The following is a 16,930-nucleotide window of genomic DNA, read 5'->3' on the forward strand; positions in this document are numbered from 1 at the left end:
CACGGATGGACCCAGTCACCGAGCGGCTCCGGGCGTTGCTTTCCCCCGTGATCGCGGCCGCGGGCACCGCGACGGTCGCACGGCTCGGACTCGGCCTGATGCTGGTGCTCGCCGGGGTGCACAAGCTGCTGGCCCCGGCGGCGTGGGCCGTCTACGTGACCGACTGGCTGGCGCCGTGGCTCGTCGTGCATCCGAGGCTGTTCATGCTCGCGAACGGGCCGCCGGAGATCCTCGTCGGCGCCCTGCTGCTCGCGGACCGCTACGTCGCGCCCGCGACGGCCGTCGCCGCCGTGTCGCTTCCGGTGACGGTCCTCTACCTCGCGGTCGTCGCCGCCACGGACGGCCGGTTCGTCGACGTGTTGATCCGGGACGTGGGGCTGGCCGCTCTCGCGTGGGTGGTGCTGCTCGACGCGCTCGGGGCGGAGTGAGGTGGCGGCGACGCTGGCGAACAGGCGATCGAACGGCGCCGCGGTGGGGGATCGCGCTCCCGCCCAGTGCCACCGCGGTCGGCGGGTCAGGGCACGGGAGCCGTGCCCTCGCCATCCGGCTTAAAGAACGGTGCCGTGTTTCTTGTCGGGCAGGTCCTTCTCGACGTCCTCGTAGAACGCGAAGCGGTTGACCAGCTCCCCCCGCAGCGTCGACGGCGGCACCACGTCGTCGATGACGACCTCGCTGGCCATGCGGTGGGCGTCGATGTCCTGTCGGTACTCCTCGCGGAGCTCCTGTTCACGCTGCTTTCGCTCCTCGGGGTCGTCGATGGCGTCGAGCTTGTTGGCGTAGACGGCGTTGATCGCCGCCTCCGGCCCCATGATCGCGATTTCGCCGGAGGGGAGTCCGAGCACGCTCTCGGGGTCGTAGGCGGGACCGCCCATCGCGTAGATGCCGGCGCCGTAGGCCTTCCGCACGACGACGGTCTGTTTCGGCACCGTCGCCGAGGAGGTGGCGTAGATGAACTTCTTCCCCTTCTCGAGGATCGCGTCCTTCTCGACCTCCGAGCCCGCCATGAACCCCGGCGTGTCACACAGGTACAGCAGCGGAATCTCGTAGGCGTCGCAGGTCCAGATGAACTCCGCCGCCTTCTCGGCGGCGTCGGGGAAGATCGCGCCCGATCGGTGGTTGGGCTGGTTCGCGACGACGCCGACCGGCCGGCCGTCGATCCGCGCGAACGCGGTGACGATCTCCTTGCCGTACTCGGGCTTCATCTCCATGACCGACTCGGCGTCGCAGATCCGGTCGAGCAGGTCGTGGACGTCGTACGCCTTGTTCGGGTTGTCTGGGACGACCTCGTCGATCCCCTCGGGGGAGAATTTGGGGTTCTCCGGCTCCGAGCGGGGGGGCTTCTCGCCGGCCTTGTCCGGGAGGTAGCTCATCAGCTTCGCGGCCATCGCGCGCGCCTCGCGTTCGTCTTTCGCGACGAGGTCGGCGCTGCCGGAATGCTTGGCGTGGACGGCGGGGCCGCCGAGGTCCTGCATGTCGATCTCCTCGCCGGTCACCATCTTCACCATCCGCGGGGAGGCGATCGCCATCGCGGACATCCCCTCGACCATGATCGTGAAGTCGGCGAACACCGGGGTGTAGGCGGCGCCGGCGATGCAGGGGCCGTACAGCACGCAGATCTGCGGGACGTACCCCGAGAGCATCGAGTGGTTGTAGTAGTACTTCCCGATCCCCTCGCGGTTGGCGAAGAAGCCGGTCTGCTGGTCGATCCGGCCCCCCGAGGAGTCCATCAGGTAGAGCACGGGGTTGCCCGACTTGAGCGCGCGCTGCTGCATCCGGAGGAACTTCTCGACCCCGCGGCCGGCCATCGACCCCGCCTTGACGGTGAAGTCGTTGGCCATCCAGTGGACGTCGCGATCCTCGAACGTCGCCGCCCCTGTCAGGAGGCCGTCGCCGGGCAGTCGGGTGTTCTCGTCGTACTCCTCGACCTCCGGGGAGTCGGGGTGCCACTCGTCGAACGCGGCGAACTTCCCGTCCTCGAACTGGATCCCGTCGGCGGCGCCCTCGCGGTCGGCGTCGCCGGGACCGCCGTCGCCGTCCTCGCCGAACCAGAGGTCAAGCCGGTCACGGACGAACAGTTTGCCCTGCTCGGGCAGGCGCTGCTTGTACTTCTCGGGACCGCCGCCGAGGATCTCCTCGATCTCCTCGCGGAGCTTCCGTTCGCGCTCGGTCGGCCCGAGGTCGTCGTCGAGGGGGTACTCCGTCTCGGGGGCCGCGGCCGTGGCCGCGGGCTCGTCGGCGTCGCCGACCAGCACCTCGATGTCGGCGCCGAGATGTTCGGCCAGCGCGGCGGCGACCGCCGACGCCTCCTCGTCGGTGGCACCGTCGCCGATGCGGACGTGCATAGGGGGGTGGTCGGTCGAACGGGGCAAAAAGGGTCCGAAAATGGAGTCGGTCCGGGGAGGGACCGTCGCTCGCCGCGGAGTCGCCGTCCCGTCTGCCGACTACTCGTCGTACTCGTAGAAGCCGCGCCCGGTCTTCTTCCCGAGGTCGCCCGCCTCGACTTTCCGCTTCAGCAGGTACGCGGGGGTGTAGCGGTCGCCGAGCTCCTCGTGGAGCGTCTCGCTGGCGTGGAGACAGACGTCGAGGCCGATGTGGTCGGCGAGTTCGAGCGGCCCCATCGGGACGTTCGTCCCGAGCGTCATCCCGCGGTCGATGTCCTCCTTCTCGGCGACCCCCTCGTCGAACGCGCGGATCCCCTCGTTGATCCACGGCATCAGGATGCGGTTGGTGACGAACCCGGGCTTGTCGTCGGACTCCCACGTCTCCTTCCCGAGGTCCTCGGCGAACGCGTGGGCCAGCGCCGTCGTCTCGTCGGCGGTGCGCTCGCCGGTGACGACCTCGACGCCGTCCATGATCGGGACGGGGTTCATGAAGTGGAGGCCGACCACCGCGTCCGCGCGCTCGGTCGCGCTCGCGATGGTCGTGATCGACAGCGTCGACGTGTTGGTCGCGAGCAGCGCCTCCTCGTCGAGCACGTCGTCCAGATCGGCGAAGATTGACTGCTTGAGCTCCATCTCCTCGGGCGCGGCCTCGACGACGAGCTCGGCGCCCGCGAGGTCGTCGAGCTCGGTGGTCCCCGTGATCCGCGCTTTCGTGTCCTCGGCCTCCTGCTCGCTCAGCGCGTCCCGGTCGACCAGCCGCGAGAGCGAGTCGTCGATCGTCTCGAAGCCGTCGTCGACGAACGACTGCTCGATGTCCCGCATCACCACGTCGTAGCCCGCGGTCGCGGCGACCTGTGCGATCCCGGCACCCATCGTCCCGGCGCCGACGACACCGACCGTCTCCACGTCGTCCAGTTCGTACATGGTCGGCGCTCGGCCCGGCAGCACCGTAAGGGTAGCGACAACCGCCAGACTGCATCGCCGCGGATATCTCCCTCGTATCGTGAGGTAGAAGCGCTCTACGTCCGGTAACCGGCAGTCAGCTCACACAAAGCTTCAAGTGTCTTTGGCAACGATTGCGAGCCAACGTGACCCGCCTGCTGGAGCATCTGATGGCCGACGTCGACGAGGAGGAGCGACGCTCGGTCGACACGCCGACCGACCTGAAGTTCGTCGGCCCGGCGACCGCCGACGCCATCGAGTCGGCCGGGTTCTCCGCACAAGACGTCCTCGAGAAGGACGTCTCCTACCGGATGCTGCTCGAAGCGGGGGTCAACCCCGGCGTCGCCGCGAAGATCCGCCGCCACCACTCGCTCCCCTGGTCGTTCGACAACGACGGGGATCTGGACCGGCGGTCCGAGCAGGTCCGGGGGCTCGGGGACGAGGAGGCCGCGTGGGTCGCCTCCAGCCACGGTGACGGGGAGACGAGCGACGACGGGGGAGAGACGGACAACGACGATCTCGACGAGGAGGCGGCGTGGATCGACGGCTCCGCCGGCGAGCCCGAGGCGCTCGACGAGGTGGAACCCGACGACGACGGAGACGACACCGACGACGAGGCCGCGTGGGTCGCGAACGCCACGAGCGGCGGTGACTCGGCGACCGCCGACGGGAGCGGCGACCCGCTGGCGGCCGAGGCGGCCTGGCGCGAGCGGTCGAAGCCGACGCCGCTGACCGACATCTCGGGGATCGGGGAGAGCTACGCCGAGCGGCTGGCGGAGGCGGGCGTCACGTCCGTCCGGTCGCTCGCGACCGCCAGCCCCGAGCTGCTGTCGGACGTGACCGGCATCTCCCGGGACCGCCTCCAGCGGTGGCACCACGAGGCGAGCGAGCGGGCGGACTGAGCCGGCGGGACAACCGCGCGGCCGCGTCGGGCCGACGAAGCCTTTATACTCGAAGCATCAACATCGATACGTAGATGGCGAGACCCGGGCAGGCGGTTCCGTCGGGGGTGGCGTCCCGGTGAGCATCGACATCGCCACCCGCGGGACATCCCTCCACGTCACGGACAGTATCGAGCAGCGCCAGTGCGTGCTGCGGATGCCCGAGCCCGCCGAGGTCGAGACGATCGACGGCGATCGGTTCTACTTCCCGGTCGACGCCGCCGCACGGGTCGATACCGAGAGCATCACGCTCGGGAGCTACGTCGCGACGTTCGTCCGGAACGGCGACGGCGACGTGGTCGCGCAGATGGATCGGACCGACGGCGTGGACCTCGGCTCGGGCGAGTACCTGATCGAACTCGAGCAGCCGGTGAAGCTGTACGTCCGGATCGAGGGGTCGCTGACCGTCGAGACAAACGGGATGACGACGACAGTCGGTACCGACGGCGACCTGTTCGTCGCCGGGCGCTCCCGGCACAACCACCCCGCGGGGACGATCACGACGACAGCGGAGTCCCGGGAGATGATGCGTGCGGTGTCGGCGATGTCCTCCTCGCTGAAGACCACGTCCGTCGAGCGGTCCTACCCGACGCTGCGTGGGCACCCCCCCGAGATCGAACTCGGCGACGAACTGGACATCCCGGAATCGATGGCGCCGGCCGACGCCGGCGTCCGGGTCGAGGTGCCGCCGCGACTCCGGTTCGTCTACCCGGTCGCCCCGCTCGCATTCTACCTCGGCGCCGAGGTGGTGCCCGGAAACGTCCCTCGGCTTGTCGGGGAAGACGGATTCAGCTACCGACTCGACGGCCCGGGCGGCTTCGAGGAGACGGTCGCGCAGACGCTCAAGCAGACGCTGCTGTTCGACTGCGTCGCGCGGACGGAGGGGTTCTACGAGGTCGAACTCGCCGAGCGCGACGAGGTCGACCAGCGCGTCGACCTCGACTGGGCGGACCTCTACGGCCGAGCGCTCTCCGAACAGTTGGACGCGTACCTCTCGGTCCCCTACGAGCGGATTGCCGACTGCGTGCCCAAGTGGAAGACCGCGGGCTACGTCGCGCCCGAGGCGGAGAACGCCGAGCTGCTGCCGTACCTGATCGACGATCTGGCGACGATCAAGGCGCCAGCCGGGGAGGCGACGACCCCCGAGCAGGTGCAGTCCGACTCGTTGTTCGACTTCGCGCGTGCCGGCTCCGGGCCGGACGTAGCGGCGCTCACGGGACCGACCCGCAGTACGACGCGCAGCATGGGGGAGGAGCGTGCACAGAGGCCCGAGGGGTCGCTACCGGATCTGGTCGAGCCGGAACCGACCGGTGCGTTCGAGACCGTCTGGGCAGACGATGGCGTCCCCGTCGGCGCGATCAAGGCGTCGGTCGACGGCTACCGCAACGGTATCGAACACACGCCCTCGCAGGAGATCGGCGTCACCGTCGTCGTCAACGACGAGGGGATGACCGAGGAGGGCGACGTCGCCGAGGAGGTGTACGGCGATGACACGGACTTCCCGTTCGACCTGCGGGTGTACCGCAACCTCACCACCGAACGACTCTCGGCGGTGCTCGAGACCGAGCGGGAGTTCCTCCACTACATCGGCCACGTCGAGTCAGATGGGTTCCAGTGCTCCGACGGGCGCCTCGACGCGCGCAATCTGGATTTCGTCGGCGTCGATGCGTTCTTCCTCAATGGCTGTGCGTCGTACGATCAGGGGATGGCGCTGCTGGAGAACGGCGCCGTCGGCGGCGTCGTCACGCTCACCGAAGTAGTCAACAGCGGTGCGACACGAGTGGGAAAAGCGATGGTAAAGCTGCTGAACTATGGATTCCCACTCCACTCGGCACTTAGCGTCGCGAGCAAGCAGTCGTTTGTCGGGGGACAGTATTCGGTCGTTGGTGACGGTGATGTCGACATCGTGCAAGGAGAGAGTATCGGCGCACCGATTACAGATATCGAACAAGTCGATGACGGGTACATCGCGAGAGTGCGACTGTACCCCGACTCCGATCTGAGTACCGGCGGAATGGCGTCGATAGACATCGCCGACGATCGGCGTCAACACCTCGCACCGGGTGTTTTGGGGGAGGTGTTCTATTCGGATCTCGAAAGTTTGCTCGAAGATGCCGAAGACGACCTCGTCCGTTACGAGGGAGAAATCAAGTGGCTATCGGAGCTTTCGCAGTAAGATGCGCTTCTTCTAGTGGTTGACTCAGGGACCTGCAACCGGACTCGAGTGACCAGCGACGGCGCTCCCCGCCTGCGAGAGGAATAGCATCATCGTGAACAGGACGCCCATCATCTTCGGGTTGTCGGCCAGGAACGACTTGAGTTCGGACATGACATCCTATGCCACACAGCCACTGTATTTGTGAATAGATATTCCCGGCTTTGATATTAGGGATTGATAAATCGGCGAGAGCAAAGAACCGCAAGACAGAGCCGAGCTGTACCGGCCGTCGATCCGCGACCTTTCACTCGAGATAGCCCAGATCTTCGAGCTGCTGGGCGATCTCCTCGAACTCCGCCTCCGTGAGCTCCCCGCGTTTCTGGTGTTTGATCACGATACTGCGCAGCAGGAATCGAACGAGGTCGCTCGTGCTCGAGAAGCTCGTCCCCTCGATTGTCTCGTCGACGCGCTCGGCGAGTTCGGTGGGGATCGAGACGGTGGTGTAGTCGGTCATTACGCGCCGGTCGGGCGCGGGCGGGGAAAAGCGCGCCGGCTGCGGGCAGGGCCGTCGACGCCCGATCACGTCACTCCTCGTCGGCGATGGACTCGATCCGGTCGAGCTGTTCGCGGTGGAGGGTGAGGATCAGGTCCGAGAGCACGCCGAACATCAGCAGTTGGACGCCGAGCAGGATCCCGGCGGCGCCGACGAGCGCCCAGATCTGGTGGGGGACGCCGTAGACGAACCACTCGATCGCGACGAAGGCGGCGACCGCCGCCCCGGCGAGCCCGGAGACGACGCCGACGCTGCCGAAGTAGAACAGGGGATTGCTCGTCTTCGCACGCCGGAACAGCTCGAGGAAGATGATCCCGCCGTCCCGGATCGGGTGGAGGTTCGTGTTCGAGCCTGCGGGCCGTTCGAGGTACGTGATCGGCACGACCGCGGTGGGGATCCCCTGCTTCGCACACTCGACGGCCATCTCCGTCTCGATGCCGAACCCGTCCGCCGAGAGGCGCAGGCGCTCGAAGGAAGCGCGGCTGAACGCGCGGTAGCCGCTCAGGATGTCGTCGAAGCTCTCGCCGTGGATGAAGCTGAACAGGCGGTTGGTGAGCTTGTTGCCGACCTTGTTCAGGCGGGTCATCGCCCCGTCCTCCATGTCGGCGAACCGGTCTCCGATGACGTGCTCGTACCCCTCCTCCAGCGGCGCGAGCATGCGGTCCGCTTCCTCTGGGCGGTAGGTGCCGTCGCCGTCGGCCATCAGGACGTACTCGCGGTCGATATGTTCCCGGACGGCCTCGCGGATCGCCTGCCCCTTGCCCGAGGCGGACTGTATCTCGACTCTGGCGCCGTGCTCGCGGGCTATTTCGCGGGTGTCGTCGTCTGAGCCGCCGTCCATCACGAGCACGTCGTCGAACCCCTGCTCGCGGAAACCGTCGACGCAGTCGCCGATAGTGGCGGCCTCGTCGTAGGTGGGCAGAAGGACTGTGACGCGCTCGGGATCGGGCATATCGTTTCTCGTGTGGTAGTGGGTGGAGTGAAAAGGCTTCTACTTGGGGCGACGACACCGGCGGGGTTTTTGGCGCTCGTGTCGCATGGGGGAGTATGCGACGTTTGGTCGAGGCTCTCGGCAGCCTCCTCGCGCTGACCGGGCTTCCCTATCTGGCCTACGTGGGGCTGTACTGGCTCCTCGGACCGGAGGGATCGCCCGCGGAGAAGGATTACGACGCCGAGCCGACTGTGAGCATCGTCCTCCCGACGTACAACGAGGAAGGAATCGTCGAGGCGAAACTCGAGGAACTGGTCTCGCTCGACTACCCGATGGAGAAGGTGGAGATCGTCGTCGTCGACTCCAGCGAGGACGAGACGCCGGAGCTGGTGGAGTCGTTCTTCGAGGAGCGGGACGCGCCAGAGCTGACGCTTATCCGCGAGGAGGAGCGTCGCGGGCTCGCGGTCGCGCTGAACGAAGCCTACGCCGCAGCGTCGAACGAGATGGTCGTCAAGACCGACTGCGACTCACGGATCGCCGACGACGCCCTCCGGGAGGCGGCGGCGAACCTCGCCGACCCCGAAGTTGGTGCGGTGACGGGACGGAACGCCGAGACACTCGGCGGGAGCGAGGTCGAAGAGGGGTACCGCGACGTGCAGGCGCACATCCAGACGCTGGAGTCACACCTCGACTCGACGCTCATCTTCCACGGGCCGTTCTCGGCGTTCGAGAACGGCGCGATCGTCCCCATCGACGAGGACTCCATCGCCGACGACACGGAGCTGGCGCTGAAGATCCGGAAGGACGGTGATCGGGTGGTGTTCGACCCCGAGATCGAGTACAAGGAGGCTGCCCATTCGACGTTCCGGAAGCGCCGTCAGCAGAAGGATCGACGGGCGATGGGGCTGATTCGGTTGCTCTGGCGACAGCGCGAGATGCTGGGGGGGTACGGGGCGTACGGGCGGGCAGTACTGCCGTTCAACTGGTGGTTCATGATCGTCTCGCCGTGGCTCGTGATGGCGTCGATCGGGCTGGCGACGCTCGGTGGGTTGGCTGTTGGTGGCCCGCTGGGGCTGGTAGTTCCAGGGGCAGTTTCGGGGTTCGTCCTGTTGGGATCGCGTGAGAAGCTCGGTTCGTTGCAAGCGGCGTACTCGCTGTTCGACACGCAGGTGTCGCTGTTCCGTGCGAGCCTGAAGCTGTTGAGCGGTGAGGGTGACGGGACGTGGGAGATCGACGAGGAGCTGCGGGAGGTGTACGGGTGAAGATACTGCAGGTCACGCCTCGGTATCCCCCACGCACGGGCGGTGTGGAGACACACGTGAAGGAGATCAGTGAGCGACTGGTAGAGCGCGACCACGAAGTCGTCGTCCATACCGCGGATCTGGGGCAGGATGTGGAGGGGTGGGAGCTCCGGAACGGCGTCGAAGTTCACCGCCATCCAGGGTTCTCACCCGGCAGCGCGTTTCACATCGCGCCGGAGATCGTCTCGGCAGTTCGTCGGAGTAACGCGGACGTCGTTCACGCGCACAACTATCACTCGCTCCCGGTCTTCTTCGCCGCGCTGGGTGTGACCGACGAGCGGTTCGTCGTGACGACTCACTACCACGGTGAGAGTGCGAGTGGGTTCCGTGACCGTCTGCTGTCGGTGTACGAACCGTTCGGGAAGTGGGCTGTCAGGCAGGCCGACGAGGTGATCGCAGTGAGCGAGTGGGAACGTGACCGGCTTCAGGAGGACTTCGGCGTCGACGCGACGGTGATTCCGAACGGCGTCGAGGTGGAGCGGTTCGCTTCGACAGAGCCCGAGGTCCATGATCGGCCGTATCTGTTGACTGTCGGTCGGCTGGAGGAGTACAAAGGAGTACAGCACGTGATTCGAGCAATGCCGGAGTTGGAGGAGTACGACCTGTTAGTGGCGGGCTCTGGGTCATATCGGCGGGAACTGGAGCGAATTGCTTCTGAAGTGGGTGTTGACGACCGAGTGGAGTTTCTGGGCTACGTCGACGACGATCGGTTGCCCGGACTGTACGCGGGCGCGGACGTGTACGTGACGCTGTCTGAGTTCGAGGCGTACGGGATGACAGTCGCGGAGGCGTTGGCGGCCGGGACGCCATGTGTCGTGCGGGAGTCGGGAGCATTGGTCAACTGGAGCGAGATCGGCGAGTGCCTCAGTGTTTCCACGACGGACCGGGACACCGTTGCCGACGCCGTTCGGCGCATTTCGGGAGCCACGTCCGATCGATCGCGAGTGTCGGGGTGGGATGAAGTGACCGAACAGGTCGAGACACAGTACAGCCGTGCCCTCACGAGATCATTGGGGCGGACCTGACTCCCCTCAACGCTTGACCGCAGTCTCGATCGCCTCGGCCATCCCGTCGACCATCCGCTCGTAGTCGAACTCCCGTATCCGTTCCCTGGCCCGGTTACCGAACGTCGCCGCTTTCTCCGAGTCATCAAGGAGCGACGCCAGTCTGTCCGCGAGCGCACGGGCGTTGCGTTCCGGAACGACATAGCCATTCACGCCGTCCTCAACGACTCCTGCGGCCGCGGCACCCACCTGTCCTGTCGCGATGACCGGCGTCCCCGAGCTCATCGCCTCGTTCACGACCAGTCCCCAAGGCTCACGGAAGATCGCTGTCTGGACGGATGGCAGGACGAAACAATCAGCGAGCGCGTAGTACGCGGGCAGATCATCGTTATCGACGTACCCCGTGAGTGTCGTGTTCGGTACGTCCTCGGCCTGCCGTTTGAAGGCGTCGTAGTCGTCGCCGTCCCCGACCAACAGGAGGTGTGGCTCGGCGTCGGTGCGCCATCGAACGGCCTTGAACGCGTCGATCAGATACCGGACGCCCTTGGACTCTATCATCCGCCCGACGAACAGCGCGATGGGGCTGTCCGACGGAATACCCAGTTCCCGACGGAGTTCGCCCGGGTCCCGCTCGCTCGACGCGAACTTCGTGGTGTCGACGGTGTTCCACGCAACCGAGACTTTGTCCCGGTCGACACCCAGATCGGCGAGGTAATGCTCAATGTGGGGGCCGTACACTGCGATCGCGTCTGCCCCCTCGTAGATCCGCGAGACCAGGGGGAACGTCGTAGTCCGGAGCGTCGTCAACGGGAGATGCCACTCACCTGTCCAGAGGACGAACGGGGTCCCGGTTACTCGGGCGTACAGGTAGCTCGCTTGCCCGCCGAACCCCTCAACAGGGGAACCGACGATGACATCTGGATTGTACTCCCGAAGTGCGCCGAAAACACCTGGAGCAACGGCGTATCGGTCACGGAGTTCGTAGTTCGATAATTCGAGGTAGGGAAACTGCCCGAAGGCCCGCCACGACTCCTTGGTATTACAGAAGAACACCTTCGACTCGAAGCGATCAGCGAACGCCTCGTAGAAGCCCGTCCGATACGGCGGGCAGAACTCCGACACGATAGCGACGCGCATGCCGGCTATCGCTCTCGGAGCGACATATACATTTACGGTTCCGCCGAAAAGCAACCAACTAGTGAACCACGCGACATCCCTCTCCTCGCCCGACATCGTCGTCACACACGACCAGATGTGGACGTACGGAGGAGCGGAGCGTGTGGCCCTCCATCTTGGCTCGGCGCTCGACGCTCCGGTATATACGACCTACATCGGGGAGTCAGCACGCGAAGCGGCGATCGACCTCGGCGTCGACGTGACTGCGTTCGCACAGAGCCGCTACGACGGACTGGGGAAGTGGCGTCGCGCGGAAGGATTCAAGAGTGCCTCGCTCACGCTGAACTGGCAGGACGCCCCGCTAGAGGAGTTCGACCTGATCTTCTCGGCGCACATGTTCTCGCGGCACTACCGAACACTCGACCACCAGTACATGCTCAACTACTGCCACTCCCCGCCGCGGTGGCTCAACGACCTGATGGGCCACCGTCTCTCCTCACTGCCGTCGGCCGTCCGCACGCTCGCGAAGTCGTACATGACCGGGATGGACGTACTCGACGCACGGTCGACGGATCGTGTCGACGCATTCGTCGCCAACAGCGAGGTGATTCGGGATCGAATCCGGCGTTACTACCGGCGCGACGCATCGATCGTCTATCCACCGATCGAGACGGACGAGATTGAGTACGGGGAATCGGACGGAGAGTTCTACCTTATGGTCGGTCGTGTGGTGGAGTCCAAACGGCCCAAGACCGTCGTCGAAGCGTTCGATCGACTGGACGACGAACTGAAGATCGCCGGTGGTGCCGACAACGAACCCGTCTTCGGGACGAGCACCTTCGAGGAAGTCCGTTCGCTCGCGGGACCGAACGTCGAGATGCTCGGCTACGTCGCCGACGAGCGCAAAGAGGAACTCCTCCGCCAGGCGAAGGCGGTCGTCTACCTCCCGGTGCGGGAGGATTTCGGCATGGTCCCGATCGAAGCGCTGGCCGCCGGGACGCCCGTCGTCGCCGCGAACGAAGGGTTCCCAGCAATCGCGATCGAGGACGGCGAGACCGGTGCGGTGGTGGAGCCGACCGCCGAGGGCGTGATCGACGGCGTTCGGCGGATCGAGGAGGCGGAGTTCAATCCCGAAGCGTTGGCCGCCGTCGCGGAACAGTATTCGGTGGATCGCTTTGAGGAACGGATCCGCGAGGTTGTCTCGCGGTTCTGTGAGGAGCCCGAACGGTATCGGGCGGGCGAGGACACCCTGCGGTAATGCCAGAGGAGCAGAGCCCCGCCGACATCAGTCCGAGCGGCGAAGCGACGAAGGCGACGCTCGCGAAGTTCGCAATGGCGGCCATCGGCTTCGCCGGGAACATCTACTTCGCTCGGGAGCTGGGGCCGAACCGGATCGGCGGGTTCTACCTGTTCGTCGCGGTGGCGGCGTTCCTCGGACGACCGATGGCCGGGATGGGGGCGGCAGTACAGAAGCGTGCGTCGGAAGCGGGGACCTCGATGGCGGAGTCGGTCGGGGCGTTGGGGCTGTTCGGGGCCGCGTGGTTCGTCATCGTCACGGCCGGAACGATCATCGGTCGCGGATGGCTCCAGTCCTACACCGGTATCGATTCCGTCGCCCTGTTCTTGGTGCTCTACTTCGCCACCGAGATGCTGTTCGGGACGTTTGTCCCGGTCCTGCAGGCACGGGGACAGATCGGCTTTTCCAACGGAATGGACGCGCTACGCTCGTACATCGGGATCCCGATACAGCTGGTGCTCGTGACGCTCGGTTTCGGCGTCCCGGGGCTGATCGTCGGCCTGATCGCCGCCAACGTGATCGCGGTCCCGATCGCGGTGCGGGAACTCGGTACGGCGCTCGAGAAGCCGTCGAAGCGCCTCGTCGCTCGCGTGGCGGACTACGCCCGCTTCAGCGTACCCAACGCCGTCGTCGGGACGGCGTACGGCCGGTTCGATACGTTCCTCCTCGGAGCACTCCTCTCACAAGCCGTGGTTGGCGACTACGGTGTTGCAGCGCGGATGACGCTACCAGCGATCTACGTCGCAAGCTCCGTGTCCGCGACGACTTTCGTACGCGTGAGCGAAGGCCACAGCAGGGACGAAGCGGTCCACGAGGACGTAACCAACTCGCTCGCGTTCGCGTCCGTGCTCTCGGTCCCGCTATTTTTCGGCGGTGCCGTAGTCGCGACGCCGCTCGTCAACGTCGTGTACGGATCGGAGTACGCGGGAGCGGCGGCGTTCCTCGTACTGCTCGGGTTGCAGCGGATCTTCCAGTCACAGACACAGGCACTTCTCAAAATCGTCGACGGACTCAACCGTCCGGATTACTCGCTCAAACTGTCAGCAGTAGCGCTCGGCATCAACGTTCCGCTGGGAATCGTCCTCGTTCAACGGATCGGCGGGGTCGGCGTCGTCATCGCCACCGTCCTCGTGGAACTGTTTCGTTACCTCGGAGCGTGGCGATTCGTCGCTCGCGAGGTCCCCGAGGCGAGCGTGCTGACGACGACGTTCCTGAAGCAACTGCTCGCCGGTGTGGTTATGGGTTCTGTAGTGTACTTCCTCCGGGAATGGATTGACCTCGTTCAACCGATCGAACTAGCTATCTTGCTGACATTTGGGGCAGTGACCTACGGTTGTGTGTTGCTGTTGATAAGCCAGAGAGTCCGTGCCACAGCTACCGAAGTGGCCCTGCTTACCCAACGGCGGCTGAATATGCTCTGAGTGGAGAAAACCTCGAACAAGGGTTACTCTACGATTTCGAGTTCCAGTTGAATCTCGTCAATGAGGAACCCAAGGTGATCGGCCCACCACATTGCCCAGCGGTCTGGAAGCATCCGACCAAACCGAACCTTCGAGACGTTAGTGTGGGTTATTTCCCATCCGTCCGGGGCGAGCTCGTGCTGGAACGTCTCGGGGAGCAGAGTGTGTTCGTGTGTCGGGTCAATCCACTGTGACCGTCCCGCAGGGTGGGGGAACGCCACGGCGATAGTTCCTCCCGGACTGACGATACGGTGCAGTTCGTTAAGAGTATGGTGAAGGTCTTGAACGTGTTCCACGACGTTCCAAGCACGCACGTGTTCGAACGTGTCGTCTTCCCAAGGCCAAGGATACTCGTCAAGATCGACCACTTCGTCGGGCTGGCACTCCTCTCGGATATCCACGTTATGCCAGCCGTCTCGATAATCCCACCCACATCCCAAGTTTAACTTCTCCGGAAGATCCTCTAGTGAATCATCCACGCTAGTCATTGGGTAGCTAGACGCTCTACAATAGGATAAACGCCATGGAGTAAGGGCCATGAAAGATTAGTTTATCTACATTATCTAGGGATAGTGAGACCTAAACACTACCGAACACCCGGTCTTGCAAGTCCGTGAGATTCAACTCACTGCGATTGATCCCAAACTCTGCTTCTAGGCCAGCGAGATTGAGCGAAACCTCCTCAGCGACCGAATCAATCTGACCCTTTCGTTTGAACTGATCCGGGAGGTCGTACTGTGGCCGGGCAGAGGCAAGCAGGTATGAATACGCCGAGAGCGGGAGCTCGGCAAGGTGTTCGTGAAGGTCTCGGTTACCACTTCTCCACTGTCGGTGGCTCCAACGGATACGACTCAGTAATGAGAGCCCGGTCTGAAACTCCCCAGTTCTCACCTGCACTCCCCGGACGAGGCCGCTCCTCATCCGACCGTACACGTTCTCCGAGATGCCGATCTCCTTGGCAGGGTCCCGGTGGACGAACCAGACAACGGAACCTTCCGCGAGGAGTCGTCGCCACATATCCAAATCTTCGGCGCCGACCGGGAGGTTCCGATAGGGACCACGCTGCTCAAGGAACGCCTTCGGAGCAACTGTGAGATTTGTCGCTCTGAGGAGGAAAGCCTCCTCGCGGTGGTCGCGCAACCGTTCGTAGATTTCGACGAACCCCTTAAGCACATCCTCGTAGACATCGTCGGCGTCTATCTGAAGAATGACGTGGTCCCCCTTCGCGTGTCTGACGCCGATGTTCCTTGTTTCGCCGAGATGTCGCCCCGGATCAGGGGGAAGACGGATCAGTCTGAGCCGGTCGTACTCCGCCTGCAATGATTCGACGATTTCGGGACTATCGTCGGTTGACCCGTCGTCCACGACGAGGACCTCGAACTCGTCATTTATTTGGTTTAAAATAGATCGTAAAGAATGTTCTATAGTTTCCGACATATTGTAATTACAAACCGAAATAGTGTACTTGACCATCATTGTATGAAAGCCCGCCACCGGGTATGATATTTACGGGAGTGATTATCTGCAGTGTTCATAAATATGAGGAAAGGATTATATAAATATTTAGAATTAAATACTCGTATCGTGTACTTTGGCAGAGATTCCGATCATTTTTGAGTCGGTTTTTGTAGAGAATGAACAACTTGTATCGATGAATCACTACGAGATCTCTCGAAAGAGATGATTAACTCGTCTGCGGTAACTGTGCTCCTCCATCACTTTCTGAGAGTAATCATTGAACTCAGACTGAATACTCTGATCGGACCTTTGTCGGAACCGCTGCACCATCTCTCTCAATTCATCTTGGGATGTGATCTGGTATGGATATTCAAAACCAAGGACGTTCGATAAGTTGTTATGTTCTTTTAATATTATAGGAGTGCCTGAGGCTAATGTCTCAAAAACACGGTTGTTGACCATTCCCCAGGATTTCTGACCCTCCTTATGCATCCCTATTGTGACTTTCTTTACATTGTACCAACAATTCAACTCTTCTGGGAATCGGAAATGAGATACTGCTTCAAATTTTGAAGAACCACGATACAATCCTAACATCATCTCTTCTTTGCCAGATCTTTTGTGGCCTATTGTGCCTGCATAACCAATACCACTGCGGTCAAAACCCAATGGTTCAAATGCATAAGTTCCAAGAGGGAAATAAATTGTTTCAAACCCCGCTTGTTGGGCTTCCTTCTCTGTTTTACTGGATGGGCAGAGAATGATGTCCGGGCGAACAGATACTCTCTCAAGATAATCATCAAGAAACTGTTCCGGCGAACCGTCAAATTCCCCGAAAGACCACCACCACAAAAGGTTTAAATCTCCTTGAAGCGGTTCATAGGCAGGCGGCGTAGCTCCCGTAGATATTACAATATCTCCCTGTTCAGGATCTCCTTGGTCTCGAAAGAAATCTTGTATTGCGCGGCCGAATTGTCTAATAATCATTAAATCACCCAGTCCGCCACCATGAATCGTAATAGATGTATCTGCTGCGGCATATTGCCAATAGTTTTCGCCGGCGACTTGATTGCTTCTACTAGGAATTAAGTTCAGAATACGCTGAGCAAACCGTTTAGGAAACGACATTGGGGTTGCCTACGGGATGGTGTGGTAAGTATCTCACGTACCAGAAAGAAGTCATGAGAGGTACGGCCTTCCGGCGTAACCTTTCTTGTGAACCGGTCAGATATTATCCCACCTCAAATCTGACCCTAGATAGCGCCACGTTTGCTCCATCATAAAACCCCGTACCATAGATGGTGTACGGAAACACCGAAACCTCTACCACAGACTACTTGCTGAAATGTCCTCATGGTACCAGTCACTAACAAGTTCTCCAAAAGTTC

Annotated in this window: 16 protein-coding genes; 7 read left to right on the forward strand and 9 right to left on the reverse strand. The window is 62.9% G+C overall.

What is annotated here, in order from left to right; all coding sequences use genetic code 11:
* Positions 1 to 5: 5 nt before the first annotated feature.
* A complete protein-coding gene (locus ACYQZ5_RS10080; RefSeq protein ID WP_379818012.1) occupies positions 6 to 428 on the forward strand; it encodes a DoxX family membrane protein in 423 nt (140 codons plus the stop codon).
* A gap of 120 nt (positions 429 to 548) precedes the next feature.
* Here the strand turns inward: ACYQZ5_RS10080 and ACYQZ5_RS10085 are convergent, their stop codons facing one another.
* Together ACYQZ5_RS10085 and ACYQZ5_RS10090 are read right to left on the reverse strand one after the other, a co-directional pair.
* The gene (locus tag ACYQZ5_RS10085; RefSeq protein ID WP_379732111.1) at positions 549 to 2,342 is read right to left on the reverse strand and encodes an acyl-CoA carboxylase subunit beta; all 1,794 of its coding nucleotides are present in this window, start codon (positions 2,340 to 2,342) and stop codon (positions 549 to 551) included.
* A gap of 99 nt (positions 2,343 to 2,441) precedes the next feature.
* Complete coding sequence (locus ACYQZ5_RS10090; RefSeq protein ID WP_379732110.1) at positions 2,442 to 3,305, reverse strand: 3-hydroxyacyl-CoA dehydrogenase family protein; 864 nt, start codon at positions 3,303 to 3,305, stop codon at positions 2,442 to 2,444.
* A 164-nt stretch (positions 3,306 to 3,469) separates the two neighbouring features.
* Between ACYQZ5_RS10090 and ACYQZ5_RS10095 the strand changes: the two genes are divergently transcribed.
* Entirely contained in the window at positions 3,470 to 4,225 is a 756-nt protein-coding gene (locus tag ACYQZ5_RS10095; RefSeq protein ID WP_379818014.1) for a DUF7409 domain-containing protein, read from the forward strand.
* Between the two features lie 118 nt (positions 4,226 to 4,343).
* Entirely contained in the window at positions 4,344 to 6,440 is a 2,097-nt protein-coding gene (locus ACYQZ5_RS10100; protein ID WP_379730570.1) for a hypothetical protein, read from the forward strand.
* 24 nt (positions 6,441 to 6,464) lie between these two features.
* Here ACYQZ5_RS10100 and ACYQZ5_RS10105 read toward each other — a convergent pair whose 3' ends face one another.
* The 3 genes from ACYQZ5_RS10105 to aglJ all read right to left on the reverse strand — a co-directional run bounded on the left by ACYQZ5_RS10105 (position 6,465) and on the right by aglJ (position 7,927).
* Positions 6,465 to 6,593 (reverse strand): DUF7503 family protein, encoded by a 129-nt coding sequence (locus tag ACYQZ5_RS10105; protein WP_379730569.1) that lies wholly within the window; start codon positions 6,591 to 6,593, stop codon positions 6,465 to 6,467.
* A 133-nt stretch (positions 6,594 to 6,726) separates the two neighbouring features.
* Positions 6,727 to 6,936 (reverse strand): ribbon-helix-helix domain-containing protein, encoded by a 210-nt coding sequence (locus tag ACYQZ5_RS10110; protein WP_379730568.1) that lies wholly within the window; start codon positions 6,934 to 6,936, stop codon positions 6,727 to 6,729.
* Between the two features lie 70 nt (positions 6,937 to 7,006).
* A complete protein-coding gene (gene aglJ / locus ACYQZ5_RS10115) occupies positions 7,007 to 7,927 on the reverse strand; it encodes an S-layer glycoprotein N-glycosyltransferase AglJ (protein WP_379730567.1) in 921 nt (306 codons plus the stop codon).
* Positions 7,928 to 8,022: 95 nt separating this feature from the next.
* Here aglJ and ACYQZ5_RS10120 point away from each other — a divergent pair, with 95 nt between their 5' ends.
* The gene (locus ACYQZ5_RS10120; protein ID WP_379730566.1) at positions 8,023 to 9,168 is read left to right on the forward strand and encodes a glycosyltransferase; all 1,146 of its coding nucleotides are present in this window, start codon (positions 8,023 to 8,025) and stop codon (positions 9,166 to 9,168) included.
* Positions 9,165 to 10,232 (forward strand): glycosyltransferase family 4 protein, encoded by a 1,068-nt coding sequence (locus tag ACYQZ5_RS10125; RefSeq protein WP_379730565.1) that lies wholly within the window; start codon positions 9,165 to 9,167, stop codon positions 10,230 to 10,232. The genes ACYQZ5_RS10120 and ACYQZ5_RS10125 overlap by 4 nt, the downstream gene beginning before the upstream one ends.
* A 6-nt stretch (positions 10,233 to 10,238) precedes the next feature.
* On the opposite strand, the gene ACYQZ5_RS10130 is transcribed toward ACYQZ5_RS10125, so the two are convergent.
* Positions 10,239 to 11,348, reverse strand: coding sequence for a glycosyltransferase family 4 protein (locus ACYQZ5_RS10130; protein ID WP_379730564.1), 1,110 nt, complete (start codon positions 11,346 to 11,348; stop codon positions 10,239 to 10,241).
* Positions 11,349 to 11,409: 61 nt separating this feature from the next.
* Here ACYQZ5_RS10130 and ACYQZ5_RS10135 point away from each other — a divergent pair, with 61 nt between their 5' ends.
* A complete protein-coding gene (locus ACYQZ5_RS10135) occupies positions 11,410 to 12,585 on the forward strand; it encodes a glycosyltransferase (RefSeq protein WP_379730563.1) in 1,176 nt (391 codons plus the stop codon).
* On the forward strand, positions 12,585 to 14,045 hold the full coding sequence (locus ACYQZ5_RS10140) for an oligosaccharide flippase family protein (RefSeq protein ID WP_379730562.1): 1,461 nt from the start codon (positions 12,585 to 12,587) through the stop codon (positions 14,043 to 14,045). The genes ACYQZ5_RS10135 and ACYQZ5_RS10140 overlap by 1 nt, the downstream gene beginning before the upstream one ends.
* Before the next feature lie 23 nt (positions 14,046 to 14,068).
* Here ACYQZ5_RS10140 and ACYQZ5_RS10145 read toward each other — a convergent pair whose 3' ends face one another.
* The 3 genes from ACYQZ5_RS10145 to ACYQZ5_RS10155 form a co-directional block, all read right to left on the reverse strand.
* On the reverse strand, positions 14,069 to 14,623 hold the full coding sequence (locus tag ACYQZ5_RS10145) for a methyltransferase domain-containing protein (protein WP_379730561.1): 555 nt from the start codon (positions 14,621 to 14,623) through the stop codon (positions 14,069 to 14,071).
* Between the two features lie 40 nt (positions 14,624 to 14,663).
* Positions 14,664 to 15,560: a glycosyltransferase family A protein gene (locus tag ACYQZ5_RS10150; RefSeq protein ID WP_459846054.1), complete on the reverse strand. Its 897-nt coding sequence runs from the start codon at positions 15,558 to 15,560 to the stop codon at positions 14,664 to 14,666.
* Between the two features lie 183 nt (positions 15,561 to 15,743).
* Positions 15,744 to 16,670 carry a glycosyltransferase family protein gene (locus ACYQZ5_RS10155; RefSeq protein ID WP_379730559.1) on the reverse strand — a complete coding sequence of 309 codons (927 nt, stop codon included), beginning with the start codon at positions 16,668 to 16,670 and terminating at the stop codon, positions 15,744 to 15,746.
* Positions 16,671 to 16,930: the final 260 nt, after the last annotated feature.

The sequence above is a fragment of the Halolamina salina genome (genome assembly GCF_054653455.1).